General features: G+C 68.1%; 21 protein-coding genes. 7 read left to right on the top strand and 14 right to left on the bottom strand.

The window, feature by feature from the left end:
* Positions 1–138: 138 nt before the first annotated feature.
* A complete protein-coding gene (gene pyk / locus ASG51_RS09800) occupies positions 139–1,560 on the bottom strand; it encodes a pyruvate kinase (protein WP_056380511.1) in 1,422 nt (473 codons plus the stop codon).
* A 498-nt stretch (positions 1,561–2,058) separates the two neighbouring features.
* Between pyk and ASG51_RS09795 the strand changes: the two genes are divergently transcribed.
* The gene (locus tag ASG51_RS09795; RefSeq protein WP_056274578.1) at positions 2,059–3,078 is read left to right on the top strand and encodes a PAS domain-containing protein; all 1,020 of its coding nucleotides are present in this window, start codon (positions 2,059–2,061) and stop codon (positions 3,076–3,078) included.
* A 272-nt stretch (positions 3,079–3,350) separates the two neighbouring features.
* On the opposite strand, the gene ASG51_RS09790 is transcribed toward ASG51_RS09795, so the two are convergent.
* From ASG51_RS09790 to ASG51_RS09760, 7 genes are all read right to left on the bottom strand, one after another.
* Positions 3,351–3,593 (bottom strand): hypothetical protein, encoded by a 243-nt coding sequence (locus ASG51_RS09790; protein WP_156389646.1) that lies wholly within the window; start codon positions 3,591–3,593, stop codon positions 3,351–3,353.
* A gap of 256 nt (positions 3,594–3,849) precedes the next feature.
* Complete coding sequence (locus ASG51_RS09785; protein ID WP_056380507.1) at positions 3,850–4,431, bottom strand: helix-turn-helix transcriptional regulator; 582 nt, start codon at positions 4,429–4,431, stop codon at positions 3,850–3,852.
* A 393-nt stretch (positions 4,432–4,824) separates the two neighbouring features.
* The gene (locus tag ASG51_RS09780) at positions 4,825–5,352 is read right to left on the bottom strand and encodes a gamma carbonic anhydrase family protein (RefSeq protein ID WP_056380505.1); all 528 of its coding nucleotides are present in this window, start codon (positions 5,350–5,352) and stop codon (positions 4,825–4,827) included.
* Positions 5,353–5,365: 13 nt separating this feature from the next.
* Complete coding sequence (locus tag ASG51_RS09775; RefSeq protein ID WP_056380502.1) at positions 5,366–6,151, bottom strand: enoyl-CoA hydratase; 786 nt, start codon at positions 6,149–6,151, stop codon at positions 5,366–5,368.
* Entirely contained in the window at positions 6,148–7,383 is a 1,236-nt protein-coding gene (locus ASG51_RS09770; RefSeq protein WP_056380500.1) for a CoA transferase, read from the bottom strand. The genes ASG51_RS09775 and ASG51_RS09770 overlap by 4 nt, the downstream gene beginning before the upstream one ends.
* 64 nt (positions 7,384–7,447) lie before the next feature.
* Positions 7,448–8,749: an MFS transporter gene (locus tag ASG51_RS09765; protein ID WP_056213782.1), complete on the bottom strand. Its 1,302-nt coding sequence runs from the start codon at positions 8,747–8,749 to the stop codon at positions 7,448–7,450.
* 307 nt (positions 8,750–9,056) lie between these two features.
* Positions 9,057–10,232, bottom strand: a complete 1,176-nt coding sequence (locus tag ASG51_RS09760) for an aminotransferase class V-fold PLP-dependent enzyme (RefSeq protein ID WP_056213781.1) — start codon at positions 10,230–10,232, stop codon at positions 9,057–9,059.
* A 221-nt stretch (positions 10,233–10,453) separates the two neighbouring features.
* Between ASG51_RS09760 and ASG51_RS09755 the strand changes: the two genes are divergently transcribed.
* Positions 10,454–11,182, top strand: coding sequence for a GntR family transcriptional regulator (locus ASG51_RS09755; protein WP_056380498.1), 729 nt, complete (start codon positions 10,454–10,456; stop codon positions 11,180–11,182).
* Between the two features lie 52 nt (positions 11,183–11,234).
* On the opposite strand, the gene ASG51_RS09750 is transcribed toward ASG51_RS09755, so the two are convergent.
* Positions 11,235–12,281 (bottom strand): threonine aldolase family protein, encoded by a 1,047-nt coding sequence (locus ASG51_RS09750; protein WP_056380496.1) that lies wholly within the window; start codon positions 12,279–12,281, stop codon positions 11,235–11,237.
* Positions 12,282–12,412: 131 nt separating this feature from the next.
* Here ASG51_RS09750 and ASG51_RS09745 point away from each other — a divergent pair, with 131 nt between their 5' ends.
* Positions 12,413–15,427 (top strand): FAD-binding and (Fe-S)-binding domain-containing protein, encoded by a 3,015-nt coding sequence (locus tag ASG51_RS09745; protein ID WP_056380495.1) that lies wholly within the window; start codon positions 12,413–12,415, stop codon positions 15,425–15,427.
* A gap of 109 nt (positions 15,428–15,536) precedes the next feature.
* On the top strand, positions 15,537–16,367 hold the full coding sequence (locus ASG51_RS09740) for an oxidoreductase (RefSeq protein ID WP_056380492.1): 831 nt from the start codon (positions 15,537–15,539) through the stop codon (positions 16,365–16,367).
* A gap of 26 nt (positions 16,368–16,393) precedes the next feature.
* Here the strand turns inward: ASG51_RS09740 and ASG51_RS09735 are convergent, their stop codons facing one another.
* Entirely contained in the window at positions 16,394–17,287 is an 894-nt protein-coding gene (locus tag ASG51_RS09735) for a hypothetical protein (RefSeq protein ID WP_244480109.1), read from the bottom strand.
* Between the two features lie 440 nt (positions 17,288–17,727).
* Between ASG51_RS09735 and ASG51_RS09730 the strand changes: the two genes are divergently transcribed.
* The gene (locus ASG51_RS09730) at positions 17,728–18,015 is read left to right on the top strand and encodes a hypothetical protein (RefSeq protein WP_056213765.1); all 288 of its coding nucleotides are present in this window, start codon (positions 17,728–17,730) and stop codon (positions 18,013–18,015) included.
* Between the two features lie 22 nt (positions 18,016–18,037).
* On the opposite strand, the gene ASG51_RS09725 is transcribed toward ASG51_RS09730, so the two are convergent.
* The 4 genes from ASG51_RS09725 to ASG51_RS23325 form a co-directional block, all read right to left on the bottom strand.
* Positions 18,038–18,757 carry a hypothetical protein gene (locus ASG51_RS09725; RefSeq protein WP_056380488.1) on the bottom strand — a complete coding sequence of 240 codons (720 nt, stop codon included), beginning with the start codon at positions 18,755–18,757 and terminating at the stop codon, positions 18,038–18,040.
* A gap of 200 nt (positions 18,758–18,957) precedes the next feature.
* The gene (locus ASG51_RS09720; RefSeq protein WP_200941334.1) at positions 18,958–20,394 is read right to left on the bottom strand and encodes an MATE family efflux transporter; all 1,437 of its coding nucleotides are present in this window, start codon (positions 20,392–20,394) and stop codon (positions 18,958–18,960) included.
* Positions 20,387–22,300, bottom strand: coding sequence for a monovalent cation:proton antiporter-2 (CPA2) family protein (locus ASG51_RS09715; RefSeq protein WP_056380483.1), 1,914 nt, complete (start codon positions 22,298–22,300; stop codon positions 20,387–20,389). The genes ASG51_RS09720 and ASG51_RS09715 overlap by 8 nt, the downstream gene beginning before the upstream one ends.
* Before the next feature lie 189 nt (positions 22,301–22,489).
* Positions 22,490–22,759 (bottom strand): DUF1127 domain-containing protein, encoded by a 270-nt coding sequence (locus ASG51_RS23325; RefSeq protein ID WP_082513967.1) that lies wholly within the window; start codon positions 22,757–22,759, stop codon positions 22,490–22,492.
* Positions 22,760–22,939: 180 nt separating this feature from the next.
* Between ASG51_RS23325 and ASG51_RS09710 the strand changes: the two genes are divergently transcribed.
* Positions 22,940–24,364 (top strand): PLP-dependent aminotransferase family protein, encoded by a 1,425-nt coding sequence (locus tag ASG51_RS09710; RefSeq protein WP_056380481.1) that lies wholly within the window; start codon positions 22,940–22,942, stop codon positions 24,362–24,364.
* A gap of 137 nt (positions 24,365–24,501) precedes the next feature.
* Positions 24,502–25,503, top strand: coding sequence for a 4-hydroxy-3-methylbut-2-enyl diphosphate reductase (gene ispH / locus ASG51_RS09705; protein ID WP_056213754.1), 1,002 nt, complete (start codon positions 24,502–24,504; stop codon positions 25,501–25,503).
* Positions 25,504–25,543 lie beyond the last annotated feature (40 nt).

Here is a 25,543-nt window from a genome sequence, read left to right as displayed (position 1 = left end):
CGCGCCTAGACGCTGGAGGACGGGCGAAACACGGCACAGTTGCCGGTATTGTCGAAGAGTTGTGCCCGGGTGCTCGGCCGGTTTCGATCCACGCCCACCGCGCCGCCCGACAGGGACCGGCTCAGGCGGAGGGGGGGTTTAGGCGGAGGGGACTTGCGCGACACGAATGTTGTTGGTGGTGCCGGCCACCGCGAAGGGGATGCCGGCGGTGATCACGACGCGGGCGTGGGGCAGGGCGAAACCTTCCTCCACCGCGTGAGCGAGCGCATTGGCCACCATCGCCTCGTAGGAATCCACCTCGTCGGCGCGCAGGCTGTGCGCCCCCCAGAGCAGGCACAGCCGGCGCGAGGTCGCGAGATCCGGCGTCAGGGCCAGGATGGGCACCTGCGGCCGGCGTCGCGCGATCCGGGCCGCGGTGGTGCCACTGAGCCTGTAGGCCACGATGGCGGCCGCCCCCACCGCGTCGGCGAGGGTCGCGGTGGCGCTGGCGACGGCGTGGGGCGGCGTCTCCTCCTCGCCCGGATCGGTGGCGGTGATCAGCGAGCGGTAGAGCTTGTGCGTCTCGGTCCGGTGGATGATGCGGGCCATCATGGTCACGGTCTCGACCGGATACTGGCCGGTGGCGGATTCGGCCGAGAGCATCACCGCGTCCGCCCCGTCATAGATGGCGGTGGCCACGTCCGAGGCCTCGGCCCGGGTCGGCGTCGGGGCCGAGACCATGGAGTCGAGCATCTGGGTGGCGACGATCACCGGTTTGACCGCCAGCCGGCAGGCCCGGATCAGCTCCTTCTGGCGTCCGGGCACGTCCTCGTGCGGGATCTCGACCCCGAGATCGCCCCGCGCCACCATGACGGCATCGGACAGGCGGATGATGTCGTCGATGCGCTCCAGGGCCTGGGGCTTCTCGACCTTGGTCATCAGCCCGGCCCGGTCACCGATCAGGGCCCGGGCCTCGATGAGGTCGGCGGGCTTCTGGACGAAGGAGAGCGCGACCCAGTCCACCCCGAGCTCCAGCCCGAAGGCGAGGTCGGCCCGGTCCTTGGCGGTGAGCGGGGAGAGGTCGAGGAGGGTGCCGGGCAGGTTCACGCCCTTGCGGTTCGAGAGCGTTCCGCCAGTGATCACCTCGGCGGTGAGGCTGTCACCGGTCAGGCCCGTGACCCGCACGCGCACCCGTCCGTCGTCGATGAGCAGATCCTGGCCCGGGGCCACCGCCAGGAAGATCTCCCGGTGGGGCAGGGGGATGGCGTGCCGGTCGCCTTCGGCGCCCTCCAGCACGAAGCGCACCGTCTCGCCGGGCGCGACGTCGAGGCGCCCGCCCGCCAGGGTGCCGAGGCGGATCTTGGGCCCCTGCAGGTCCTGGAGGATTCCGATAGGCCGGCCGGTCTCCCGTTCCAGGGTGCGGATCGCCGCGTAGACCCGGGCATGGTCGTCCTGCGTGCCGTGACTGAAGTTGAGGCGGAAGGTGTCGACCCCGGCGACGAAGAGCCGGTGCAGCATGTCGGGTGTCGACGAGGCGGGTCCGACGGTCGCGACGATCTTGGCGTGGCGGTTGCGGCGCATGAATCCCACGGCCGCGCACGGCCGCCTCCCTGGATCGAAGGCAGAGGATCACGCCGGGATGCACCGTCCTGACGGTGATCCCGACGGGTGAGGCAAGCGGTGACGATGTCGGCCCGCCGGAACGTCCGGCGACCATCGGCTGAGGCGAAAATCCTAGCGCAGGGCAACGCCAGGGTAAACGCCGGACGGCCGTCCGTCTCGCCGGACCACTCCCCGCTCGGAAACGCGCTGCGATGCCGGACACGAATCCCGGGACGCCGACGGTCTGATCGTCACGCGCCCGATCGGTGCCGCCCAGCGCGTCCGCAACGGTACGGCGACTCCTGTCGGTCTGGGGGATCGCACGCGACCAAGCTTTCGCCGCCGCAGACGCAACTTCAGATTTAGTATTCGATTACCTGTCGTTGAATGATCCGGGAAATTTCGCCTTTCGCATCGAATGCCGTAAAAATAAAACCTTCATTGGATGTTTTCTTCGCTGCGAGGCCTATTGCGACGATGGACGTCGACAGCCTGCCATTCTCGTCGAAGCAATTCCTGCGTCTCCTCGACAGCCAGGGCATCAGCGGCACGTGGGAATGGCACTTCGCCAGCGACCAGCATGTCTGGTCCTCCGGCCTGTTCCGCATCCTCGGCCTCGATCCTCAGACGACCCGCCCAAGCTACGACCTTTTGATCGGCCTTGTGCATCCGGAGGATCGTGGGAGGATGGCGAGCGGCTCCGGCCTCATCGGGGCCATGTCGCAGGAAAAGCAGACGATCCGCGTGATCCGTCCGGGCGGCTCGAATCGCGTCCTGTCGCTTCGCAGCGAGATCCACCTGGCCCCCGACGGACGTCCCCTGGGGATTGCCGGAAGCGTCCTCGACGTGACGGAGCGGGAAAATCTGAGACGGGCCCTCGCGGCGGAGCGGCGACGCCGGCGAGCGCTGTTCGACCGCACCCGGACCCTGACCTTCTCCAACGATCCGGACTACGCCTACACCTTCACGGAAGAAGCCTACGAATTGACCGGCCTCTCACCCGAGGAGACGGCGGACGACGCGTTTCTGGCGATCGTGACCGAGGAGCGGGAACACTGGCGCGCCGTAAGCCTCGCGGCGCACCAGGTCGGACAGGTCTACACGATGAAGCCGGTCCTCTATATCGCCGGCGGGAAGCGGGAGCGCTTCGAGATCTTCACGGTTCCGATCGTCGATGGGCGCGGCCAGGTGGTGGACTGGAGCAATCTCGCGCGGCCCCTCGGCACACGGGGAAGTCCACCCGTCGGGATGCTGCTGAAGGGGCTCGAGCAGGCGATCGCCGGACGTCACCTGCGTGCCGCCCGCGCCCTGCTGGACTGGTCCATGTCCGATCTCGCCAGGGCCGCAGGCCTCTCCTTGTCGACCGTGAAACGCATGGAGGAGCATCCGGACGGCACGGCCCAGCAATCCCGGCACAAGGCCGTGGAGACGCTGCGACGGTTCGGAATCCGGTTCTCCGTCATGGACGACGGCCTGATCGCCGTCGGGCATCGCTGAGGGCGACGGATCTCTGCGCCGCACGCGCCCGCCGGAAGATTCCGCGACGAGACGATTTCACGGCGCGACGATCGCGAGGACGGACCCTGCCGCCGAACGCGCGGTCCCGTCGCGGACCGGCGCGCATCGATGGCGCGCCGAGCGGGATCGCATGAGGCGGTTCGGTCGCTCAAGCACCGGCGGAGGATCGGTTCAACACGAAGACCCGCCCCCGATGGCCCGGGGACAGGCCTCGTACCGCGCCCGACCCTCGTCGCGCTGCATCGCGCCACTCAGAGGCTCCCGTCGCCGTGATGGCCGTCCTGGAGGCGAATGGCGATGTCGGTTCCGTCCGCGTTGAAATCCTGACGCGCGGTGGTGGGCTCGGCCGGTATGGCGGGTTTCGTCTTCGCCGCGTCCAGGGCCGTGTACTTTGCGGGGAGACGCTGCTGTCTCGTGGCCGCCGAGGCCGGTGCGGAACTCATGGCCGCCAGGGACAGGCCGACCAATCCGAGGATAGGAATGGAATGTTTCATCGTTTCCTCCCGTCGTGTTTTACGACGGCACGAAGATCGCCCGATCCCAGGAACTGTCATCCCCCAAACTGACTAAACAACTCCAGTATTCGCACAAACCTTCGCCCTGATACATTCTATATCTACGATCATGATCCTCGATTGACCCTATCCCAACGATTGCATGACAATATATATTTGTGAACATGCGCGGTCGGGCTGCGATCACCGTGAACCGCATGCGGAAGTGTGGCGAGCGGATGGAAGGGGTCGCCGATCAGGGCAGGCTGGAGAGCCGGGACACCAGCATCACCAGTTCGGCCTGCCGATGGGTATGGGTCTTGGTGAAGATCGAGCGGAGCTGGGTCCGCACGGTGGCGACGCGGACACCCTGGAGCCCCGCCGCTTCCGCAAGGGTCGCGCCCTGGGCCATCAGGGTGGCGAGTTTCGCTTCCGTGCGGGTCAATCCAAAGACCTGCTCCAGGGCGGCGCGGTTGAGGAGTGGCGTCGCGTCGAGGTCGATCAGCAGAAGGACCGAGTGCGGCCCGTCAGCGCCGTCGACCGGAAGCGGCACGGAACTCATGATCAGCGGGCGCTGGTCGGGGCGCTCCACCAGGATCCAGTTCTCACTGTCCAGTTGGAAGCGTGCCCGACCCTGCCCGAGCAACCGCTTGACGATCCCGCGCCCGAGCCCGTTCAGAACCTCGACCTCGACCTCGGACCGGCTCAAGCAAAACAGACTCTGGAAGATGTGGCGTGCGCTTTCGTTGATGGCCAGCACGTGTCCATTCGTCGAAAGCACGAGCCCGCCGTAGCCCATTCGGTCGAAGACCCGCAGGAATGGCATCCCGACAAGCATGGTCGCGACCTGCCTCTCCCTACCCGGTCCGGCGCAGCACCTGCCCTGGATAACGGTAGGCAATCTTCGCGCATGGTCAATACGCCTATGTTTGCGTCGATACTTATCGTTCTCGCGAAATCATATTCACGCGCATGATCGAACCTCTTCCGAACGGCACGATGTGCAGACGTCTTCTCGACCGACGGGGCGCCTGCACGCGGGCGCACACGACGTTCGGGTATCGGCGGGTCCCGGGCCGGTGCCGAGATTGCGCCGAAGCGGCCGATTCGGGCGACGAGCGGATCGGGCAGGGCGGATTCGTCGACCGTTCCCCGCGATCGTTCGACCTGTGATCCACCGGTCAGGCCGGCGATGGCCGCGCCGGTTCGGCGACGGCCTCGGTCAGGTGCCTCAGGGAAGCTCGCGCAGATCCTGGCGGAAGCGGCGGCCGTTGGCGACGTAGTTTCCGGCGGTCTGCGTCAGGCGCTCCGCGCTCTCCGCGTCGAGCGTACGCACGGCCCTGGCGGGAGCGCCGACGATGAGGCTGTTGTCGGGAAACGCCTTGCCCTCGGTCACCAGCGCATTGGCACCGATCAGGCAATTGCGACCGATGCGGGCGCCGTTCAGGATCGTGGCCCCCATGCCGACGAGGCTGCCGGCCCCGGTGCAGCCATGCACGATGGCACGATGCCCGACGGTGACATCGTCTCCGAGGTGCAGGGGAAAGCCGGGATCGGCATGCAGCACCGCCCCGTCCTGGATGTTGGTGCGGTCGCCGATCCGGATCTCGTCGTTGTCGCCGCGCAGGACGGCGCCGAACCAGATCGAGACCTCGCGGCCGAGATGGACGCGCCCGATCACGTGGGCCCCCGGGGCGATCCAGGTGCTGTCCGCGTCGGCGAGCTGCGGCCGATGCGGGCCGAGGGCGTAGAGGGTCATGCGGCGTCCTCGCTCAGGTGCCGGTCCAGGCCGCGGGCCGCTTGGCCAGGAAGGCCTCGACCCCGGCCGCGAAGTCGCGGCTGCCGTAGCATTCCGCGATGAGGTCCGTCGCCTCGGCCTGCGGGTCCCGCTCCAGGCGGCGCAGCATCGCGCGGGTGACCCGCATGGTCACGGGGGCATGTCCGAGCAGGCGCGCGCAGAGCGCCGCCACCTCGGCGTCGAGACGATCGGGTTCCGCCACAGCGGCGAGGTAGCCCAGCGGCGCCAGGGACTCGGCGGTGGGCATCTCGGCCAGCAGCATCATGCGGGTGACGAGGCCCTGGCCCAACGTCGCAGTGAGCCGGCGCAGGTTGGCCGGCGAGAGGCAGTTGCCCAGGGTCCGGGCGATGGGGACCCCGAAGCGGGCCCCGGCCTGCGCCACCCGGAGGTCGCAGGCATTGGCGATGGCGAGGCCGCCGCCCACCGCCCAGCCCTCGATCACCGCCACGGTCGGCACGCGGCAGCGCTCCAGCCCTGCGACGTAGCCCTCGATGCGGGCCTCGTAGGCGACGCCGTCCGCGCCCGTGAAGCCGACGAACTGCTCGATGTCCGTGCCGGCCACGAAGGCCTGACCGCCGGCGCCCCGCAGCACGGCGACGCGCACGGACGGGTCCGCCTCGATGCGCGCGAGGTTCTCCGCCAGGGCGTCGTACATCGCGAAGGTGAGGGCGTTGCGGGCGGCCGGCCGGTCGAAGGTGAGGTGGGCGACGCCGCCCTCGACCCGGTAGCGGACGGCCCCCGCGTCGGTGGTCGCGCTCATGCGGCGAAGGCCCCCTCTGCGCGCAGGCGCTCGACCGCCGCCTCGGACAGGCCGAGCTCCGACAGGATCTCGTCGGCGTGCTCGCCCAGGAGCGGCGCGTGGCGGCGGACCTGGGCCGGCGTGCCCGAGAGCTTCACCGGGAAGCCGATGTTCGGCACGTTGCCCTCGATCGGATGGGGCACCTCGATGCGCATCTGGCGGTGGCGGCCGTGCTCGCTCTCGAAGGCCTCCGGATAGGTGTTCATGCGCCCGGCCGGGATGCCGGCGGCCAGCAGATCGGCCACCCACTCCTCGGCGGTCTTGGCGGCGAAACTCGTCTCCAGCTCGGCGATCAGGACCTCGCGGTGGGCGAGGCGCCCGGCGATGTCGCCGAAGCGGTCGTCGGCCAGCAGATCCTCCCGGCCGAGCACGTCGCAGAGCAGGCGCCAGAGCTTCTGGTTCGTCGCCCCCATGACGAAGTAGCCGTCCGCCGCCCGCACCGCCTGGTAGGGCGCGCTCATGCGGTTGGCCGTGCCCAGGGGCTCCGGGGTCCGGCCGGTGCCCCAGTACTCGCTCGTATCCCAGATCGAGAAGGCCAGCGCCGAATCGAACAGCGACGCGTCGATGTACTGGCCCTCGCCGCTGGCCTGCCGGCCGATATAGGCGCTGAGGATGCCGTAGACCGCGAACAGCGCGCAGCCGATATCGGCCACCGGCACGCCGGCCTTCACGGGCGGCCCGCCGGGATGGCCGGTGACGCTCATGACGCCGGACATCGCCTGGGCCATGAGGTCGTAGCCAGGGCGCTTGGCCCAGGGGCCGGTCTGCCCGAAGCCCGAGATGCTGGCGTAGATCAGGCCGCGGTTGCGCGCCCGCATCGCGTCGTAGCCGAGGCCGAGCCGGGCCATCACGCCGGGGCGGTAGTTCTCGACCACGATGTCGGCGGTCTCGGCCATGTCGAGGAGGAGGTCGCGGCCCGCCGGACTCTTCAGGTTGAGGGCGAGGCTGCGCTTGTTCCGATTCATGTTGAGAAAGCCCATGCTGTCGGGCCCCTTCATCTTGAATCCCATGGCGCCCCGGGTCTGGTCGCCGGTGCCGGGCGGCTCGATCTTGATCACGTCCGCCCCGAGATCGGCGAGCAGCATGCTGCAGACCGGCCCCGCCATCACCTGCGTCACGTCGAGGACGCGCAGGCCCGCCAGGGGCAGGGGACGGGAACTGGGGCGGGATGTGTCGTGCACGGGTTCGTCCATCGTGCTCGGCTCCTGTGTTGCTCGCGTAACCCTCCCCCTCTGCGGGGGAGGGTGGGATCCAGCGCTATTCCGCCGGGACGGCCCGTCCCAGCGGCACCGCGGGCTCCTCCACGAACGGACGCTCGGGGTGCATGGTGAAGGCGAGGCCGGCGCCGAGCAGGCAGAGGCCGACGGAACCGGCGAAGGGCAGGGTCCAGCTTCCCGTCATGTCGACGATCATCCCGAAGACGATCGGCGAGATGATCGCCGCCACCGCCGAGCCGGTGTTCATCAGGCCGGCCGCCGTGCCCGAATATTTCGGCGCGATGTCCATCGGCACCGACCAGATCGGGCCGATGACCAGCTCGGCGAAGAAGAAGCCCGAGCTCAGCAGCAGCGCCACCAGGGTCAGGTCGCGGGTGAAGAACACGCCGGCGAGGCTCGCCGCCGCGCCGAGGAAGCCGACCACGATGACGCTCAGGCGGGCGAGCTTGAGGTTGCCGGTCTTCTTCAGGATGCGGTCGCTGAAGACGCCGCCGAGGGTGTCGCCGACGACGCCGGCGAAGAACACGCCCGAGGCGAACAGGGCCGAGTTCTTCAGGTCGAGGCCGTAATTGAGCTTGAAGAAGCTCGGCAGCCAGCCGAGGAACAGCCACAGGGTCCAGCCGTAGCAGAAGTAGGTCAGCGTCACCGGCAGCATGCGCAGGGTCAGGCGGCTCCAGGGAATGTTCTGCTTGGCGCCGACCTTGCTCGGCGGCGGCAGGACGGCCAGTTCCTCCGGGGTGATCGCCGGATGGTCCTTCGGATCGTCGCGGAAATACAGGTACCAGACCACGACCCAGGCGAAGCTCGCCACGCCCAGGACGACGAAGCCGAGGCGCCAGCCCACATGGTAGATCAGCACGGCCACGATGGGCGGTGCCACCGCGTTGCCGAGCCGGGCGAAGGCGTGGGTGATGCCCTGCGCGAAGCCGCGCTTGCCCGGCGCCGTCCAGTTCTGCATGGCGCGGGTGGCGGTGGGGAAGGTCGCGCCCTCGCCGAAGCCCAGCAGCACGCGGGCGAGGAACAGGCTGATCAGACCGCCGACGAGGCCGGTGAGGATCGTGGCCGAAGCCCAGATCAGGCCGCAGACCAGGAGCGTGCGCCGGGCGCCGAACTTGTCGCCCACCGAGCCGCCGATGACCTGGAAGATGGCGTAGGGATAGGCGAAGGCGGACAGGATCAGGCCGAACTGGGTGTTCGAAAGCCCGAGATCCTTCATGATCTCGCCGCCCGCCGTCGCGATGTTCACCCGGTCGAGATAGGTGACGAAGTACATCAGGCAGAGCAGGAACAGGACCATGTTCGACGCGGAGACGCGTCTTTTCGCTGGTCCTGACGCGGTCATGCGTCCTTGATCTGGCGTCATCGGGGTTTCCTCCGGTTGAACGCGTCCTCCCGCCCGGTCTGATCGCCGGGCTGTTTGTGGGGGTGCGTCGGGGTGGTGTGATGAGGGCGTCGGGTCTTCGTTTCTCCGAGGGTTTCGCCTTTGGCACTCGGTCATCCCGGGGCCGCGCAGCGGAGCCCGGGATCCAGAACCGCAGGGTTCATCGCGTCCGGCACCGTCGGCGGATCAGGATTCCGGGCTCGCCTTCGGCGCCCCGGAATGACGGTCTGTCAGACCCCGATCCGTCGGGTCCGCCGGAGGTGGCTCCTCAATCGTCCAGCCCGGAACGCAGGGCATCCATGGCGGCCAGCACGCCGCCGCGGGTGTGGGGCACGGCACCGGCCTTCAGGCCCATCTCGACGCCGGACAGGGCGGCCATCAGCATGAGGTCGTTGGTCTCGCCGAGATGGCCGATGCGGAAGACCTTGCCGGCGACCTTCGCAAGGCCGGTGCCGAGGGACAGGTCGTACTTCTCCAGGATCAGGGTGCGCAGGGCGTCGGCGTCATGGCCCTCCGGCATCACCACGGCGGTGAGCACCGGCGAGTACTCCGACGGCTCCTGGCACAGGACCTCGAGGCCCCAGGCCTCCACGGCGGCGCGGGTCGCGGCGGCGAGGCGCTGGTGACGGGCGAAGACCTGGGGCAGGCCCTCCTCCCTCAGGATGGCGATGGCCTCGCGCAGGCCGTAGAGCAGGTTGGTCGCCGGCGTGTAGGGGAAGTAGCCCGCCGCGTTCGGCTTCAGCATCTCCTGCCAGTCCCAGTAGGAGCGTGGCAGGGTGGCGGTCTTGGTGGCGGCGAGCGCCTTGTCCGAGAGCGCGACGAGGCCGAGGCCGGGGGGCAGCATCAAGCCCTTCTGCGAGCAGCTCACCGAGACGTCGACGCCCCAGGAATCGTGGGCGTACTCGGCCGAGCCGAGGCCCGAGATGGTGTCGACGAGGAAGAGGGCCGGATGATGGGCCCGGTCGATGGCCTTGCGGATCTCGGCGATGCGGCTGGTGACGCCGGTCGAGGTCTCGTTGTGGACCACCATCACGGCCTTGATCGACTTCGCCCGGTCCTCGGCCAGGATCGCCTCGACCCTGGCCGGATCGACGCCCCGGCGCCAGTCGCCCGGCACGAACTCGACCTCGATGCCCCAGCGGGCCGCCATCTGGCGCCACAGGGTGGCGAAGTGGCCGGTCTCGAACATCAGCACCCGGTCGCCGGCCGAGAGGGTGTTGACGATGGCGGCCTCCCAGGCCCCGGTGCCCGAGCCGGGATACAGGATCACCGGCGCGCGGGTCTGGAACACGGCCTGCGCGCCCTCCAGCACCGCCCGCCCGAGCTTGGCGAAATCGGGACCGCGATGGTCGATCACCGGCATGTCCATGGCGCGCAGGACGCGCTCGGGCACCGGGCTCGGGCCCGGGATGTGCAGGAAATGGCGTCCGGTCCGTGTCGTCATGGGGGCCTCGCAGGCTTTGAGGTGCGCCAGACGAAGCTGGCAGGTCGCGGGACGGGGGCAGCACGGTCGCGTCGAAGGGCGAGCAGCGCTGGATTGTCGTCGATACGATCCGCGTCCGGTTGAATCGACCAAAAATTTGCATTCATTTTTGCGCGACACAAGCATTATTTTGCGCTCGATCGCCCTCGACCGCGGCGCGACCGGCTGATATTTCTGGAACGATGATGCTCGATTCCGTCCCGGATTCCGCGGTCGACCCGGAGGCTGCATCCCCGCCCCGGATCGCGGGCGCGGGGGTCGCCTCGCTGCACGGGACCTTGCTGGCGCAGCTTCGCGACTACGTGGTCGAGGGCAACCTCGCCCCCGGGGCGCGCGTGCCAGAACGGCTCCTCTGCGAACGCTTCGGCATCTCGCGCACCCCCCTGCGGGAAGCCCTGAAGGTGCTGGCCTCCGAGGGGCTGATCGACCTGCTGCCGAACCGGGGCGCGCGGGTCCGCCAGCTCGGCCCCGACGAGATGGTGGCATTGTTCGACGTCATGGGCGGTCTCGAGGCCCTGGCCGGTCGCCTCGCCTGCGAGAAGATCACCGAGGCGGGCTTTGCCGAGATCGAACGCCTGCACCACGAAATGTACGCGGCCTATCTCCGCCGCGACCTGCACGGTTACTTTGCCGGCAACCAGGCGATCCACGACCGGATCGTGGAGGCCGCCGACAACGAGCCCCTGCGGACGACCTACGCGAATTTCGCCGGGCGCCTGCGCCGGGTGCGCTACGCGGCCAATCTCGACAAGGACCGCGACCGCTGGGGCGAGGCCATGCGCGAGCACGAGGAGATCCTCGACGCCCTGCGGCGCCGGGCGGGACCGGAGCTCAGCGACATCCTGTTCCGTCACCTGCGCAACAAGCGCCGCGCGGCCGCCGTGCGGGAGACCGCGACGGCCGGTGCCTGATGGCCACGATGGGGTCCACGCCGAATCCTTCGCCGGATCTCGGCGAAGCCGATCAGCCGGCGCGCGCCGACAGGCGCTCGGCCTCGGCGCGGATCACCTCGGCCGCTCGCAGGATGCTGGGCTCGTCCACCTCGAGATGGGTCGTGGCGCGGATCTGATGGGCTCCGATCGCCCGCACCCGGACACCTTCTGCGAGGCAGGCCTGGGCGAAGGCGGCGGCCGTGACGCCGAGGGGCTCCACCGAGAAGCACAGGATGTTGGACTGGGCCGCACCTTCGTCGATGGCGAGGCCGGGCGCCCCCGCGATCCGGTCGCGCAGCAGGGCCGCGTGGGCGTTGTCGCGGACGAGCTGGTCGACGTGGTGATCGAGGGCGTAGAGGCCGGCGGCCGCCAGGATCCCGGACTGGCGCATGGCTCCGCCCAGGCGGTACTTCCAGCGCCAGGCCTCGGCAATGAACGCCCGCGTCCCGCACAGGACGGCCCCGACCGGGCAGCCGAGGCCCTTGCTGAGATCGATCCAGGCGCTGTCGAAGCCCTGGGCGTAGTCCTTCGCGGCGATGCCGGTGGCCGCCACCGCATTGAGGAGACGGGCCCCGTCGATATGCGCCCGCAGGCCCCGCTCATGGGCGATGTCGCGGATGCGCCGCATGTCCGGGAGCGCCCAGACCGAACCGCCGGAGAAGCTCGTCGTCTGCTCGATCGAGACCAGGGCGGAGCGCGGCGCCGTGCGGGCGGACGGGCGGATGGCCGCCGCGAAGGCCTCGGGCGTGTAGACACCCGCCGGGGTCTTCAGGGCCATCACGGAGACGCCGCCGATGGCGGCCGAGCCGGCGGCCTCGGTGTTGTAGATGTGGGACTGGTCGTCGACGATGATCTCGTCGCCGGGCCGGGTCTGCACCAGGATCGCCACGAGATTGCACATCGTGCCGGACGGCATGAAGACGCCCGCCTCCTGGCCGAGCAGGTCCGCCACCCGTTCGCAGAGCGCCAGGGTCGTGGGGTCGGAATCCGACTGCTCATCCCCCACCTCGGCCCGCGCCATGGCGTCCCGCATCCCCGTCGTGGGCCGCGTCTGGGTGTCGCTGAACAGGTCGATCATCTTGCAAGCCCGTTTGCATTCAAAATATCACCGGTATCTTAGCTCCGGCGACCGAGACCGCTACCCCATCCGGCGGCCGCAGCCCGGCATTCCGATCCGGATGCCCATCCGCAACGCGAGGACGATGACGCATGACCGCCACGGCTGAGCCATCGACCACGCCGCGGGCGGCGAACCGCACGCCCCGCGCGGCCACTCGACTGAATGCCGGGCTCGCCCGGCGGCTGGCCGAGGCCCTGCAGGGCGAGGCCCGCTTCGATCCCTTCACCCGGGGACGCTACGCCACTGACGCCTCGATCTACCAGATCGTGCCGGCCGGCGTGGTGCTGCCGCGCTCGGCCGCCGACATCGCCGCGACCCTGAAGATCGCCGCCGAGCACGACGTGCCCGTCATCCTGCGCGGCGGCGGTACCTCACAGAACGGCCAGCCGATCGGGCACGGCCTCGTGGTCGATTGCTCGCGCCACTTCAACGGCATCACCGCCTACGATCCGCAAGCGGGCACCATCACCGTCGAGCCCGGCATGGTGCTGGAACGCCTGAACACCCGGGTGAAGGCGGACGGCTGGTTCTTCCCCGTCGAGCCCTCCACCGCCACCCGCTGCACCATCGGCGGCATGGCCGGCAACAATTCCTGCGGCGCGCGCTCGCTCCGCTTCGGCAAGATGAGCGACAACGTCCTGGCCATGGAGGCGCTGTTCCCCGACGGCACCGCCTTCGGCTTCAGTCTCACGGGCCACGACAGCACCGGGGTCACGGGCCCGGACCGGGCCACGCACCTCGCCGCCACGATGCGCGCGCTCGCCGAGGCGGAGCGCGACGAGATCCTGGCCCGGTATCCGCGGGTGCAGCGGCGGGTCGGCGGCTACAACCTCGATGCCCTGATCGAGGCGCGGCCGAACCTCGCCCACCTCCTCGTCGGCTCCGAGGGCACCCTGGCGGCCACCACCGGCGTCACCCTGAAGCTCTCCCGGCTGCCCGCCCACCGGGTCATGGGCGTCTGCCACTTCCCGTCCTTCCGCGCCGCCATGGAAACCACGAAGGCGCTGGTCGACCTCGATCCCGTGGCGGTGGAACTCGTCGACAACAACGTGCTGGTCCTCGGGGCCGACATCCCGCTGTTCCGCACGACGCTCGCCGACATCACCCGCGGCACGCCGAACTGCCTGTTGCTGGTGGAATTCGCCGGCGACGACCGCGACGCGCTGCTGGCCGACCTCGTGCGCCTCGACGCCTGCATGAGCGACCACGGCTTCCGGAACGCCGTGGTGAAGGTGCCCGAGCCCGTCCGGCAGAAGTCGGTCTGGGAGGTGCGCGAGGCCTGCCTCAACATCATGATGTCGATGAAGGGCGACGCCAAGCCGGTCTCCTTCATCGAGGACTGCGCGGTGCCCCTGGAGCATCTGGCCGACTATACCGACGCCGTCACCGAGGTGTTCACTCGGCACGGCACCCGCGGCACCTGGTACGCCCATGCCTCGGTGGGCTGCCTGCACGTGCGCCCGATCCTCGACATGAAGCAGGGCGGCGACGTCGCCAAGATGCGGGCCATCGCCGAGGAGGCGAGCGCCGCCGTGCGCCGCTTCAAGGGCTCCTATTCAGGCGAGCACGGCGACGGCATCTCGCGCTCGGAATACATCGCGCCGATGTTCGGGGCGCGCCTGACCCGCGCCTTCGAGGCGGTGAAGGACGGCTTCGACCCGGACAACCGCCTCAACCCCGGCAAGATCGTCCGGCCGCTGCGCATGGACGACCGCTCGCTGCTGCGCTTCCAGCCGGGCTACGCCGTGACCGAGCCCACCGTACCCGCCCTCGACTGGTCCGATTGGGGCGGCTTTGGCCCCGCCGTCGAGATGTGCAACAGCAACGGCACCTGCCGGAAGCTCGCCGGCGGCGCCATGTGCCCGTCCTACCGCGTCACCAAGGAGGAACAGCACCTGACCCGGGGCCGGGCCAACTCCCTGCGGCTCGCCATCTCGGGCCAGCTCGGGCCGGACGCCTTCACCAGCCCGGAGATGAAGCGGACCCTGGACCTCTGCGTCTCCTGCAAGGCCTGCCGGCGCGAATGCCCCACCGGCGTCGACATGGCCAAGATGAAGATCGAGTTCCTGCACCATTACCACGCCCGGCACGGCCTGCCGCTGAAGGAGCGCCTGGTGGCGGCCCTCCCGCTCTACGCCGGCACGGCGGCGCGGCTGGCGCCGCTTCTCAACCTGCGCGACCGCCTGCCGGCCCTGGCCCGCCTGTCCGAGCGCTGGGTCGGCCTCTCGGCCCGCCGGACCCTGCCGCAATGGCGCCGGCCCTGGCGCGAATCGGGCGAGCCCGCCCATCCCGCCGACGTCACCGGCGATTTTCGCGACGTCGTCCTGTTCGGCGACACCTTCAACCGGGCCTTCGAGCGCGAGAACCTGGAGGCGGCCGAGCGGGTGCTGGTCGCCGCCGGCTACCGCCTGCACCGGGTCTTCCCCCATCGCGGTCGCCGCCCCCTCTGCTGCGGACGGACCTACCTCGCCTCGGGCCAGACCGACCGGGCCCGGGCCGAGGCCCGGCGGACGCTGAGCGCGCTGCTGCCCTATGTCCGTTCCGGCGCCCGGATCGTCGGCCTCGAGCCGTCCTGCCTGCTGACCTTCCGTGACGAGTTCGCCTCGCTCCTGCCCGGCCCCGACGCCGCCGAACTCGGGCGCGCGAGCGTCCTGTTCGAGGAACTGCTCGCCGCCGACCTCAAGGCCGGTCGGATCGACCTGCCGCTCGCCGACCAGGGCGGCCGGGTCGCCCATCTCCACGGCCATTGCCACCAGAAGGCCTTCGCGGCCATGGGTGCGGTGGAGACGGTCCTGCGGGCGGTGCCCGGTCTCGACGTCCGCCCGATCGAGTCGAGCTGCTGCGGCATGGCCGGCGCCTTCGGCTACGGCGCCGAGACCATCGACGTGTCCCTGGCCATGGCCGAGCTGTCACTGTTCCCGGCCCTGCGCCAAGCCGGCCCGGACGATCTCGTGGTCGCCGACGGCACGAGCTGCCGCCATCAGATCCACGACGGCCTCGGCCTCACCGCACGTCACGTCGCGCGCGTTCTCGACGACGCCCTTGTGACCTCGACACGTCCTTCGCCCGCGTTGCGAAACGGAAAGCCGTTTTTGCCGCTGTAATACCAACGATGCGCGTGTGCCACGGCACGCCCATCCGCTTGCCATTTTAAATTTAGATCGTCATTTAAAAGGGGACGGGCCGGTGGATCGGACCCGCTGGGAGAGGGTCATGAGCCAAGCCATTCGCGAGCAAGCCGTTCGAAAGACGGCCATCGTCACCGGAGCCTCCTCCGGCATCGGTCTCGCCAGCGTCCGTGCCCTCCACAAGGCCGGCTATCGCGTGTTCGGGACGAGCCGACGCAGCAGCGCCGTCCTCGGCGATGCCGGCACCCTCCTGACCTGCGATCTGACCGACGAGGCGTCGGTCGCCGCGATGGTGAAGACGGTGCTGGACGAGACCGGCCGGATCGACCTCCTCGTCAACAATGCCGGCTTCGGCATCAGCGGCGGGGCCGAGGAATCCTCGATCGCCCAGGCACAGGACCTGTTCGACGTGAACCTGTTCGGCGTGATCCGGGCGATCCGCGCGGTCATTCCGACGATGCGCGCGCAGAAGAACGGCCGCATCATCAACATCAGTTCCGTGCTCGGTCTGATTCCGGCCCCCTACATGGCGCTCTACGCTGCCAGCAAGCACGCGGTGGAAGGCTATTCGGAATCGCTCGACCACGAGGTCCGCAGTCAGGGTATCCGCGTCGTCTTGGTCGAGCCGGCCTATACCCGCACGGCCTTCGACCAGAACCTTCTCGTTCCCGATGCCCAGCTCGACCTGTACATCGAGGCCCGGGCCGGTGCCGACCGGACGATGCGGGCGGCCATGGTGACCGCCGACGCGCCGGAGATCGTGGCCGACGCCGTGCTCGCCGCGGCCGAGGCATCCGTGCCGCGGCGCCGCTACACCGCCGGCAAGGTCGCGCGCCAGATCAGTCTGCTTCGCCGATTCGCCCCCGCCCACCTCTTCGACAAGAGCCTGCGCAAGCAGATGCAGCTGACGAACTGAGGCGGCAGACTTTCCGCACCCGGCGCTCAGAACTCCATGCCGAACTTCACCCGGACGGTGTGCCGCTCGAACTGGTTCAGGCCGAGCGCGCGACCGGCCAGGCTCGGGTCGGCATCGCGGCCCCAGACCTGTCCGGCATACGCCACCGTGAGCCAGATCTTTTCGGTGAAGCGGTGGTGCAGGGCAGGGCCGACGAACAGGGCCTCACTCTCCAAGTCATTGAGAAACGTGCCGTTGTAGCCCCGCAAGTAGCGGATCTCGGGCCCGAGATAGGTAGTCTCCCCAACGCGGGCGACCAGGGCGTTCGACCAGAGGAAGGTCGATGAGCGGTAGCCCGGGGCGTCCGGGCCGCGCTGGCGACCGGCCGCCGGCTCGAAGCTGATGTTGCTGCCGTACCAGAGCTTGTTCGGCACGAGTTGCAGATCGAGCTGGAGCACGGTCTCCATGTCGAAGATGTCGGCACCATTTCCCTCGATGGGCAGGACGCGGGCGAAACGCGGACGAAGCTCAAGCGCGAGCCCGAGGGGCTGATCCTTGTCGCCCTTCAGGAACTGGTACTTCACCTCGACGGAGACGCCGTCGAACGTTCCGTAGGACTTGTCGTCGAGATCGACGATGTTGCGGACCTGACGAAAGGTGCCGAACGCGCCGAACTCGATGCTCAGGCGGTCGATCGGATCGAACTGGTAGCCGAGCTTGGTGTCGAGGACGCGGTAGTGGCCTCCGCCGGGGCCCGATAGCCGCTTGCCCAGGCGGGAAATCGTATCCACGACGACCTCCTGCTCGCCCTTCTCACCGGCATCGGAGCCTTCCGTAAAGCCGAAGAGATGCTCGGTGTCGACATCCTGAGACTTACCGTCGTCACCGCCGCCCTTACCGTCCCGTGTCTCCTTGTCCGCCTTGGCATCCTGGTGGCCCAATGGCTTTTTCTGCGGTGGGGTCCCCTTTCGGGAGGGCGCTGACCGGCCATCCTTCGATGCCCAGACCGATGGTTTAGCGGTTGCGGGATCGTCCATTTCAGCGGCGCCAACGACTGTCGACGATAGAGCCAGGACCATACCCATGATGGGTATGATTGGACGCACGCAACTCCCAGTCATCAGGCAAGATCCTGCTTCGTCCCCCGACATGATGACTGGCGGACCCTCGTCATGACCTTAGACACGCCCGCGTTGATCCTGCCTGCTGCGAATGAGACACAGATCCAAGAAATGACGATACTGATGGATTAAGAACGCAGTTTCTTACGCGCAGGACGCCCGGAGGAGATCGCATCGGGAATTTACCGGATCCGCGTCTTCCGATCGGAACGGGCGCGGTGTGGGACGGTTTCCTCGACGCATCAGCCGGGAGATTGAACATGCGGATCATTGCGACAGCGTCGGCCCTCGCCCTCCTCACCTTTGGCAGCGTTGGAGCGGCCGAAGCCAAGGGCTGCATCAAGGGCGCGATCATCGGCGGAATCGCCGGCCACTACCTCGCCGAACGTGGGGTCGTCGGGGCGGTCGCGGGCTGCCTCGGCGGCCGATATCTGGCGAACCGTCAGGCGAAGCGGCAACGCGACATCGATTACGGTTCACGCGTGGAGCCCCGCGGCGCGGGTTATGGGCCGTCCCAGGGACCAGCGCGCCGCAACTACAGCTACTGACTCGAGGCCGGGGCCATCGAGCTTAAGGCCTGCTACCCAGCGACGCGAACCGCAGCGGGGCAACGGGGCGCGTCGCCATCCAGAGAACGTGGCGCGGTCCGTCAGCCCCGCCGTTCGCGCGGATGCGGAATTCATCGACGGCAAAGCCATGCAGGCGTAGGCGCGCCTTGAAACGTCGGTCGGGTTTACCGGACCAGACTGCGAGGATGCCGTCGCTCCGAAGGGCGTAGTGTGCCCGCTTCAAACCCCAGGCATCGTACAGGCGGTCGTTCTCCCGTCGTGTCATGCCGGACGGACCGTTATCGACATCCAGCAGAATTGCATCGAAGCGCTCGGGTCCCGATTGGATCAGGCGATTGACGTCGGTCTCGACGATCTCGACTCGTGAGTCGTCGAGACTGTCACCGAAGAGATGGGCGAGGGGACCTCGTGCCCAGGCGACGACAGCCGGGATCAGTTCGGCGACCACGATCTTCGCGTCCGGTCCGAGGGCATTCAGGGCAGCGCGCAGGGTGAAGCCCATGCCGAGTCCGCCGATCAGGATGCGTGGCGCCGCGCGACCAGCGAGTCGTTCACAGGGGATGGTCGCGAGGGCCTGCTCCGAGCCGCGATCGAGGTTCGTCATGAGTTCCGCTTTCCCGACCTGGATCGAGTAGGCGTCTCCCTGGCGCAGGAGATTCAGCGGAGCGGAACTACCGGGAATGAGGCTGGTGTCACAGAGGACCCAGGGGGGTGACGACATCGACGCTGGACTCCCTCCGCGACATCGTACGGACGCGGCTGCCACCGCCTCATCCGAAATCTCGCGAAGGTCAACCTCGGTAGCGGCCCCACATTTCTCCATCGGAGAGGGTTCGTACACCCCGAAGCGTTCGCTCAAGGGGACGGATCCAGCACGATCCTGAAACCCGGCTCGCGGATAGGTCTCCCCGGCGGCAGAATTCAGATCAGGGCGCCGGACTGCGCCGGTGCGGCGGCGCGGGTGGCCTCCGTGCCGACATTCGGGTCCTCCACAGCCTTAGTCGTGGAGAGCACGACACCGGCCCGTCGCTCCAAGGTGACGACGGTGCGGAAGGCAAGGGCGATCCCGGCGAGACCGAACAGGACGGAGCCGAGGCCGACCCCGGCAATGACGCCTTTGGGACCGTAGAAATGCGCGCCGATGAGGGCCGGCGGTACGGTGCCCAGGGTGGCGCGTCCCCAGTTCAGGGCGGTGGAATAGAATGGGAACCCGAGATTGTTGAAGGAGGCGTTGGCCAGGAACAGCAGCCCGGTGAAGAACCAGACGCCACCACTAACGAGACAGAAGAACCCGAACAGGTCGGCCGCAACGCCCTCAAGCGCAAAGAGGCGTGTCAGAGGGTCGGCTCCCAGGATCAGGGCTGTCCAGACCACCAGAACGTAGACGGCGGTGACCAGCGTGCCATCGCGCAGAACGCCGCGCATGCGATCGAACCGGGCCGCACCCCAGTTCTGACCCAGGATCGGTCCAATCGAGCCAGACATGGCGAAGAGGCCGCCGAACGCCACCGGAGTCAGGCGGTCGACCACCACGTTGCCAGCCACCGCGACTGCGCCGAATTGCGCGAGCGCGTGGGCGATGAAGGCGCTCGCCACCGAGGGCGCGAGATTCGTCAATACCGCCGGCAGGGCGATCCGCATCACGACGGGCGCGTCCGCGATGACGTCGGCGAGCTTCGGTCGCGCGAGCATCCGATGCTGACGCACACCCCACAGGCCGATGATCGCAAAGGTGGCGCGGGCAAAGCAGGTCGTGATGGCCGCCCCGTCAACGCCGAGGCCAGCACCGAAGATCAGCAGTGGGTCGAGTCCGGCGGTGACGATGGCGCCGCCAAGGGTCACGTACATGGCCTGACGCGCAGCCCCGACCGCTCGCAGCAGGCCGGAGAACATCATGCCAGGCCCCATCAGCAGGTTGGAGGGCAGCGTGATCCAGAGAAAGCGTGTCGCCACCGGAAGAGTCTCGGCGTCGGCACCGATCCAACCCAGGAAGGTAGGCAGGCATGGCAGCATCGCCACGACGAGGACGCCGGAGACGACAATTCCCTGGAGGGTCCCGGAGGTGGCGAGGCGCCGCGCGCCCTCCTCATCACCGGCCCCAATGGCTCGCGAAACGAGAGCACCAGCCGCGATCATGAGGCCGATATTGATGGCGATGGCGAAGAACTGGACGATGGTGGCAAAGCCCACCGCCGCCGTCAGCGTCGGCTCTCCGAGCTTGGAGACGTAGAGCAAGGACAGGAAGTCGACGACGAAGATCGCCATCAGTCCGATTGAACCAGTGGCGCTCATGGTCACCACGTGGCGCAGAATGGATCCCTCGACGAACCGCGCCGATCCGGATGTCACCTCAGGCATCCGTCCGGGATTCCTGCTGCCGACTCTGGAAGGCTTCATCGGTCTCGAGGGTGCGGGTCGCCGCCTCTTGCCTCTGGGATCCAATGATGTCGCGCGTCTCCGCATTGAGTGCACGGGAAGGCCGCTTCGGCTCCGTCAGCGGCTCCGGCTTGATCTCATTGAGGCCGCGGGCCCAGCTCATGGTGTCCGGCAGCGCGCCCGCCTGCTGAAGTACGAGGCGAGCGACGTCGCGCTTGCGCACGTCCTCGGCGGTGGCGGCGGCCGCCTCCGTGTCGAGACCGAGACCTTCCAGGGTCGCCCGACCGAAGGCGAGGGCGGAGTCGACCGTTTCTCGGAGCTGGAAGTCGACGTCCCGGTTCATCAGCTCGACCGCATGCATGCGATCGAAGGCCCGCACATAGGTGCGCACGCTCGCGAATTCCTCGTGGACGATATCGACGATCTTCAGGGCGGCCTCACTGTCGTCGACGCAGATGCAGACGAGTTCGGCCCGGCCGATGCCGGCGGCGCGCAGCACATCGAGGCGGGTCCCGTCTCCGTAATAGATGCGGAATCCGAAACGGGCGGCACTGCGGATCTGCTCCACGTCCTTGTCGATCACCGTGACGCTGATGCCCTCGGCGAGCAGCACCTGTGTGAGAATCTGTCCGAAGCGGCCGAAGCCGATGACGAGGACGCGGGCCTCGGTGCTCTCGATGGCCTCCGGCAGCGCCTCGGGCCCTTCGGGACGTCGGGCAAGCAGGGCGTCCAGAGCCTTCGCCGCCACTGGACCGACCAGCATGGTCAGTGCCGCGAGCGCCACCGCAAAGCGTGTGCTCGCAGAATCCACGAGGCCGAGTTCGCCGCCCGCCGGCAACAGCACGAAGGCGAATTCTCCCGCCGGCGCCAGGATGGCTCCACCGCGCACCGCATCGAGCCAGGGCGAGCCGAACAGGCGGAACAGGCCCGCCACCACAGCGACCTTGAGCAGGATCGCACCGGCTGTTGCCCCCAGCAGGGTCGGCCATTCGGCCTTGAGCAAGCCGCCATCGATCGACATGCCCACGCTCATGAAGAACAGGCCGAGCAGCATGCCGCGGAACGGCTCGATGTCGGCCTCAAGCTGATGGCGGAAGTTGGACTCGGCCAGAAGCACGCCTGCCAGAAATGCGCCCATCGCCATCGACAGGCCGACATGCTCCATCAGCATTGCGGTGCCGAGCACCACGAGAAGGGCCGCGGCCGTCATGACCTCGCGGGCGCCACTGGCCGCCAAGAGGCCGAAGAACGGATTGAGGCCGTAGCGCCCGACCAACACCACGGCAAGGATCGCCGCGCCCACCGTACCGGTGGATTGCAGGGCTGAAAGGAGCCATCCATCGCCGCCGCCCGTGCCGGATGAGGCGACCAGCGGCATCAGCGCCAGGATCGCGACCACGGAGATGTCCTGAAACAGCAGCACCGCGAAGGCCCGCCCGCCATAGGGCGTCCCCATATCGCCGCGCTCTTCCAGCAATTGGAGCGCGACGGCTGTGGCCGAGAGGGCGAGCGCGATGCCGATCACGAGGCTCGCCGAGGGCTTGGCCCCCATCAGGATTCCGACGCCTGCCAGAGCTGCCGAGCAGACGACGAGCTGGGCAGTGCCGAGGCCGAAGATGTCCCGTCGCATCGAGACGAGTCGCGAGATCTGGAGTTCGAGCCCGACGATGAAGAGCAGCAGCACAACGCCGAGTTCGGCGACGCTCGCCGCCGTCTCGGGCTCCGCGATCAGCGAGAAACCGAAGGGCCCGATGACCACACCGGCGACGAGGTAGCCGAGCACGGCGCTCTGACCGATGAGGCGGAAGATCGGCACGCCGATCACCGCCGCCGACAGGAACGTCAGCACGGGAGGCAGGAAGCTGACGTGGGTCGTGGCGCTTGCCATGAAAATCCGAGGTTGGATGCGAATCCAAGACGGCGATGGCCGACCCCGCTCGGAACGATCCAAGCGTGCCAGGCGGGTCCGTCTTAACCAGCGGGAGCCCAGCCGTCACGTTAGGGGAAGGAGGAAGCTCCCCGCAAACAACCCGAAGGGTCTCCCACAGTGCGAATCGGCACCTTCCTGGATCCGGCGTCAGTCGCATCGCGGCGGCCATTCTCCGCGCGGAACGCGCCGGCCCGCCCGGCGCTCGTTTCGGCGGCCGATCAGGAAACTCGACGCATCGCCTTCAAGCGGCAGGATCTCGGAATCCAGTACGTCCTGGCGGCTGAGCCCGATGTCCCGGAGTTCGCGATCCGACATCACCGATAGCTGTCGGACGACCCGCCGATTGATCGCAGAGCGGGAAATTCCGGAAGCCGCAGCGGCGAATATGGCGCCCAACCGCGCCGTAGCCACCGCCATGACGGTCCGGGTCCTACCAGCGGTGACAGGCCCAGCGATGGTCGTACGGAAGCCGTCCATGATGCGCGTCCTTTGTTCGAAGCGCGTGGCGATGCCGCGACTCTGCGTGGAAGAGGATGGGCACGACAGGGACAGTCCAGTACGGTTGGGATGAATTGTCCGGGACAAGGATCAGGACAGATGAAGACGTTCCCCTCGTCGAAGCGCTCTTTGGTCGAGACGGTGGCGGGGGCGATCACGGATCGGATCGACAGCCGCCAGCTCATGCCCGGCGCACGCCTCCCCTCGGTCCGCGCCTTCGCTGAAGCCATGGGAGTCTCGAAGTCCACTGTCGTCGAGGCCTACGACCGGCTCGGGGCCGAGGGCGCGATCGTGGCGCGGCGCGGTTCGGGGTTCTACGTGGCGGGCAAGACCCGCCCGCTCTGCCTCAAGGCGGTGGGACTGCAGCTCGACCGAGCCGTGGATCCACTCTGGATCACCCGGCAATCCATGCAGGCCGGCCCGGACCTCGTGATGCCGGGCTCCGGCTGGCTGCCGTCGTCCTGGATGCCCGATGAGGCGATTCGGCGCGGCCTTCGTCAGCTCGCACGCGGTTCAGCAACCAACCTGGTCTCACACGATCAGCCCCTCGGCTTTCCACCCTTACGCGCCCAGATCGCCCGGCGGCTGGCGGAGAAGGGGGTCGAGGCCGGCGCCGATCAGGTGGTGCTGGTCGACTCGGCGACGCAGGCTCTCGACCTGCTCTGCCGATTCCTGCTCGAACCCGGCGATACCGTGCTGGTCGACGATCCTTGCTACTTCAATTATCACGGCCTCCTGCGGGCGCAGCGTGCCCGGGTCGTCGGCGTTTCGATGACCCCGAGCGGTCCTGATCTCGCTGCCCTCGCCGCGCACCTCGCCGAGCATCGGCCGCGCTTCTACGTCATCAATTCTGCGCTTCAGAACCCGACCGGCTCCACCCTGGCGCCAGCCATCACCCATCGCATCCTGAAGCTCGCCGAGGCGCACGATACGCTCATCATTGAGGATGATATCTTCGGGGATTTCGAGGGAAAGCCGTCTCCACGCCTCGCCGGTTTCGACGGGTTGGAGCGCGTCATTCAGATCGGCAGCTTCTCAAAAACGCTGTCGGCTGCCATCCGTTGCGGTTTCATCGCGCTGCGCGAGGACTGGGTGGAGCCTCTGATCGACCTCAAGCTGGCCATGAGTCTGGGGAACAGCCACCTGTCGGCGAGCCTGATGCACGCGCTCCTGACGGACGGCACGTACCGCCGGCACCTCGCCGAGGTCCGCGAGAAATTGGGACGGGCGATGGCGCCAGCTCTTCGGCGCCTCGAAGGATGCGGACTGACGGCGTGGCTGGAGCCGTCCGGGGGGTTCTTTCTGTGGATGCGTCTGCCGGACGGAATCGATTCGGCAGACGTTGCCCGGCGTGCCCTGGCACGCGGACTCGTGCTCGCACCGGGAGGCGCCTTCAGCCCCTCGTCGCTCGGCAACAGTTTCCTGCGCTTTAACGTCGCCCAGTGCACCGACCCACGTCTGATCCCCATGCTCGAGGCCGCCCTGAACGAGTGCGTGGCGGCGCGATCCGAGCCGGTGGGTTGACGGAAGGCTGGCGGAAAATTTTCCGGGTCCTGTGCGCCACGCGTACCCGCTTTCGCCGGACCGGAGGTGCCCGCAGGGGAGTTTTCCGTTATGACAGGTTGACAGGGGCGTCCCCGCCTCGCCACATCCCGGCTATCATGAGCGACGCGAATCTGACGACCTCCTCCGCCTCCGGTGACACGGGCAAGCCACCTCTGGAGATCCTGCTCTGTGCGCCGCGCGGTTTCTGCGCCGGTGTTGTGCGGGCGATCGACGTGGTGGAACGGGCACTCGCCATCTACGGACCTCCGGTCTACGTCCGTCATGAAATCGTCCACAACAAGTACGTGGTCGAGAGCCTGAAGCGGAAGGGCGCGGTGTTCGTCCGCGAGCTCGACGAGGTTCCCGACGGCTCTGCTCCGGTAATCTTCTCGGCTCACGGCGTCGCCAAGACGGTGCCACACAACGCTGATTCCCGCGGCCTCACTACCATCGATGCCACTTGCCCGCTGGTAACCAAGGTCCATCGCGAGGCGGAGATTCACCACAAGCGCGGCCGCCACGTGCTACTCGTCGGCCATTCCGGTCACCCTGAGGTGGTCGGCACCATGGGCCAGTTGCCGAAAGGCTCGATCACGCTGGTTGAGGACCTCGATCAGATCGCCGCCCTGGAGCCGGAAAACCGCGATAACCTCGCTTGGGTGACGCAGACGACCCTGTCGGTGGACGACACGCACCACATCGTCGAGGCGCTGAAGAAGAAGTTTCCGACGATCACCGGCCCGCACAAGGACGATATCTGCTACGCCACCACCAACCGCCAGGAGGCGGTGAAGCAGGTAGCGCCGCTCGTCGATGCGGTCATCGTGGTCGGTTCCTCAAACTCTTCGAACTCGCAGCGCCTGCGCGAGGTCGCCGAACGCGTCGGCTGCCCGATCACCCGCTTGGTGCTGCGGGCCGAGGAAATCGATTGGCCGGCCTTTGAGGGCATCCGCAAGCTCGGACTCACAGCTGGTGCCTCGGCACCGGAGGTGCTGGTGGAGGAGATCATCGACGCCTTCGCAGCGCGCTACACTGTGACGGTGGATACGGTTTCAACGGTGGTCGAGGACATGTCCTTCCCGTTGCCGCGCGAACTGCGCAGCGAAGCTGCCGAATAGGCAGACAGCGCTCCTGATAGACCTAGCTTCAGCAGGGGCG

This window comes from Methylobacterium sp. Leaf465 (genome assembly GCF_001424705.1).
Classification (GTDB): Bacteria; Pseudomonadota; Alphaproteobacteria; order Rhizobiales; family Beijerinckiaceae; genus Methylobacterium.
The sequence above is the reverse complement of the archived record's forward strand: the minus strand, read 5'-3'. Positions and strand labels throughout refer to the sequence as shown.

Coding starts and splice junctions, on each gene's coding strand:
- pyk (WP_056380511.1), bottom strand. CDS start 1,560: ATGCGCCGCAACCGCCACGCCAAGATCGTCGCGACCGTCGGACCCGCC.
- ASG51_RS09795 (WP_056274578.1), top strand. CDS start 2,059: ATGGACGTCGACAGCCTGCCATTCTCGTCGAAGCAATTCCTGCGTCTC.
- ASG51_RS09790 (WP_156389646.1), bottom strand. CDS start 3,593: ATGAAACATTCCATTCCTATCCTCGGATTGGTCGGCCTGTCCCTGGCG.
- ASG51_RS09785 (WP_056380507.1), bottom strand. CDS start 4,431: ATGCTTGTCGGGATGCCATTCCTGCGGGTCTTCGACCGAATGGGCTAC.
- ASG51_RS09780 (WP_056380505.1), bottom strand. CDS start 5,352: ATGACCCTCTACGCCCTCGGCCCGCATCGGCCGCAGCTCGCCGACGCG.
- ASG51_RS09775 (WP_056380502.1), bottom strand. CDS start 6,151: ATGAGCGCGACCACCGACGCGGGGGCCGTCCGCTACCGGGTCGAGGGC.
- ASG51_RS09770 (WP_056380500.1), bottom strand. CDS start 7,383: ATGGACGAACCCGTGCACGACACATCCCGCCCCAGTTCCCGTCCCCTG.
- ASG51_RS09765 (WP_056213782.1), bottom strand. CDS start 8,749: ATGACCGCGTCAGGACCAGCGAAAAGACGCGTCTCCGCGTCGAACATG.
- ASG51_RS09760 (WP_056213781.1), bottom strand. CDS start 10,232: ATGACGACACGGACCGGACGCCATTTCCTGCACATCCCGGGCCCGAGC.
- ASG51_RS09755 (WP_056380498.1), top strand. CDS start 10,454: ATGATGCTCGATTCCGTCCCGGATTCCGCGGTCGACCCGGAGGCTGCA.
- ASG51_RS09750 (WP_056380496.1), bottom strand. CDS start 12,281: ATGATCGACCTGTTCAGCGACACCCAGACGCGGCCCACGACGGGGATG.
- ASG51_RS09745 (WP_056380495.1), top strand. CDS start 12,413: ATGACCGCCACGGCTGAGCCATCGACCACGCCGCGGGCGGCGAACCGC.
- ASG51_RS09740 (WP_056380492.1), top strand. CDS start 15,537: ATGAGCCAAGCCATTCGCGAGCAAGCCGTTCGAAAGACGGCCATCGTC.
- ASG51_RS09730 (WP_056213765.1), top strand. CDS start 17,728: ATGCGGATCATTGCGACAGCGTCGGCCCTCGCCCTCCTCACCTTTGGC.
- ASG51_RS09725 (WP_056380488.1), bottom strand. CDS start 18,757: ATGTCGTCACCCCCCTGGGTCCTCTGTGACACCAGCCTCATTCCCGGT.
- ASG51_RS09720 (WP_200941334.1), bottom strand. CDS start 20,394: ATGCCTGAGGTGACATCCGGATCGGCGCGGTTCGTCGAGGGATCCATT.
- ASG51_RS09715 (WP_056380483.1), bottom strand. CDS start 22,300: ATGGCAAGCGCCACGACCCACGTCAGCTTCCTGCCTCCCGTGCTGACG.
- ASG51_RS23325 (WP_082513967.1), bottom strand. CDS start 22,759: ATGGCGGTGGCTACGGCGCGGTTGGGCGCCATATTCGCCGCTGCGGCT.
- ASG51_RS09710 (WP_056380481.1), top strand. CDS start 22,940: ATGAAGACGTTCCCCTCGTCGAAGCGCTCTTTGGTCGAGACGGTGGCG.
- ispH (WP_056213754.1), top strand. CDS start 24,502: ATGAGCGACGCGAATCTGACGACCTCCTCCGCCTCCGGTGACACGGGC.